Origin of the sequence: uncultured Clostridium sp. (genome assembly GCF_937920395.1) — a bacterium.
In the GTDB taxonomy this organism is placed as follows: domain Bacteria; phylum Bacillota; class Clostridia; order Clostridiales; family Clostridiaceae; genus Clostridium_AD.
This window is the reverse complement of the sequence record NZ_CALEVF010000200.1, coordinates 1-2,755: the sequence shown is the minus strand read 5'-3', so window position 1 is coordinate 2,755 and position 2,755 is coordinate 1. Positions and strand designations below refer to the sequence as shown.

Genomic DNA, 2,755 nt, shown 5'->3' with positions numbered 1-2,755 from the left:
GATTACCTTATGGAATGAATGGTAGCACTATGCTTATGTTATCAGGAGGTATAGACTCACCTGTTGCAGGCTATATGATGGCAAGACGTGGAGTAGAAGTGCATGCGGTTTATTATCATAGTCATCCCTATACTAGTGAGAGAGCAAAAGATAAGGTAAAGCAATTAACTAATATTTTAAAAGGATATACTGGAAAATTAACACTTTATGTAGTGCCATTTACTGAAATCCAAATGGAAATTATAGATAAATGTAGAGAAGATGAACTAACAATAATAATGAGAAGATTTATGATGAGGCTTGCGTGCGCACTTGCAGAGAAATATGGCATAAATTCAGTAACTACAGGAGAAAGCATTGGGCAAGTAGCTAGTCAAACTATGGAAGGACTTGTAGTAAGTGATGATGTGGCTGATAGACCAGTATTTAGACCACTAGTTGCAATGGATAAGATTGATATTATAGAAGTATCAAGAAAAATAGATACTTATGAGACATCGATTTTACCTTATGAGGATTGTTGCACAATTTTTGTTCCCAAACATCCAAAAACAAAACCAAGATTAGTTGAGATAATTAAGTCAGAATCAGTCTTAGATATTGATAAACTTGTTGAAAAAGCTATAGAAGATATGGAAATTTACAAATAAATATATTCATGATGGAAATACAGTTAAATTATGAATAATATAAAAGAATAAAAATGTGATAACAAAAAACAAGCTAACAAAATGATTTATCATTTTGTTAGCTTGTTTTTATTTGTATTATTTATTAATTATATTTACAGAAACTTTTATTTGTTTTTAAATATTTTAAGTTTAATAGTAAAGTGTTTATCTAAATATTTATTTACGCTTTTTTTTATACAAAAATTATAAGCGGCGATAGAAACATATGACCAAACTATTGCAATTAACCACCCACCAAGAATATCTGTTGGATAATGTGCACCAACATAAACTCTGCTAAAGCCTACAAGAAGTAGATATATAAGTATAAGTCCGCTTAATATATAGGCTACCTTTTTATTTTTCGCTCGCTTAAATATAAAATAAATAAGAATAATTCCTATAGCTGTAGAAATAGAGGAGTGACCACTAGGAAAACTGTAGCCATGAGCTTCAACTAATTTTATTCCAATAGGTCTAGGTCTTTTTATTGTGTTTTTAAGTACTAGATTTATAAAACCAGTAAGACCAATATTAAAGGCACAACAAATAGCTTCAAGCTTATTATTACGAAGATATAATATAATAAAAACAAATAAGGTTAACACAATCTGAAATTTAGGATCTGAAGATTTTGAAATAAAAATAAAAAACTGATCCAATCCCAGATTCATAGAATTTGCTAAAGAATAAAGCATTTTAATTAATCATCCTCTCTATATTACATTAAATATTTATGTTATTTGAAACATATGATTAATTTGTAATATATAAAACATACAAAATTATCAATAAGTCATAAGTATCAATTAACATTATATCAAAAGCAACAATTAAAAGATACAATTATATTGTTTGTAAATATAATTGTTAATATCCTTTAAATTATAAAACATTAAAGCTTAATTAATACTGGTCTTCAATATATTTTTATTGAAAAACAATAAAAATATATTGAAAAATGATTAATTAAGTAGTATGATAGAAATTGTAAAAAATATTAATACTGGAGCGATATTAAATTAATATTTTATGAACAATATTACTGAATTATGGAGGGATATTAAAATGGAAAGCAAGTATGTTAAAGATATTATGGTAAAATCAAAATTGACACTTTTAAAGGAGAAGAAAAGGCAAGAAAATATAGTGATAGATTCAAAAATTAGCCTAAAGGAGAAATTATATACTATAGGTATAGCAATAATCTTAGCAGTAATTTATGATGCTTTTTTTAATGGTAAACAAATAGGCATTTCAATTTCTATTTTTTATGTTATGTTTATGGCTTTTTTCGTATGGAGTATTAGGGGGAAGAATTCCTTTGAAAAAACGAATGGTTTTAAAATAATTGTTCCAACGTTACTACTTGTATTAAATTATTCTATTCATTCAAATAATATTTTAGACTTTTTTAATGCAATTATGATATTGGTACTTACGACTATAAGTACTATTCTAATTAGATATGATAATATAAAATGGGATTCTAAAAAGATAATATTAAAAGCACTAAGTAGAGTAATTAATGCTATTCCAGAAAATGTTTTAAAACCATTTGTATTTGTTAAACCAATTATAAATATGAGGAATACAGAAAAAAGATCTATGAACAGAAATATAATACGCGGATTGATTATTTCTATACCGTTATTAATTGTTATTTTAATATTATTAACATCTGCAGACATGGTATTTAAAAATTATATAATAAATATTTCAAGTGTATTTGAGAATATAAATGTATGGAAAATTACAAGCCATTTGTTAGTTGTTATTTTGGTTTTCTTTATAATCTTCTCATATATATGGAGTTTTAAATATAATGACGAAGGTGATGTGGATACTAAAAAGAATGTTTTATGGGAGCCGGTTACTGTATTAACAATTATATTTATGATAAATATAGTATATCTTTTGTTCTCAATAGTTCAATTTTCCTACCTTTACGGTGGGGCTAGTAACTTTCTTCCACTTAAATTCACATATTCGCAGTATGCAAGAAAAGGATTCTTTGAACTTTTTGTTGTTACTATAATAAATTTTACAATATTACTTTGTAGTATGAAATATATTAAAACTAA

The 2,755-nt window shown here is 25.8% G+C and carries 2 protein-coding genes and 1 pseudogene; 2 read left to right on the top strand and 1 reads right to left on the bottom strand.

Features of this window, described 5'->3' with window-relative positions:
- A pseudogene (locus tag Q0649_RS12595) lies at positions 1–650 on the top strand (7-cyano-7-deazaguanine synthase); the annotation flags it as partial.
- A gap of 146 nt (positions 651–796) precedes the next feature.
- On the opposite strand, the gene Q0649_RS12590 reads toward Q0649_RS12595, so the two are convergent.
- Complete coding sequence (locus Q0649_RS12590; RefSeq protein WP_298842402.1) at positions 797–1,369, bottom strand: phosphatase PAP2 family protein; 573 nt, start codon at positions 1,367–1,369, stop codon at positions 797–799.
- 370 nt (positions 1,370–1,739) lie between these two features.
- Between Q0649_RS12590 and Q0649_RS12585 the strand changes: the two genes are divergently transcribed.
- Positions 1,740–2,755: DUF4153 domain-containing protein (locus Q0649_RS12585; RefSeq protein ID WP_298842399.1), on the top strand; the 1,016-nt coding region annotated here is incomplete at its 3' end.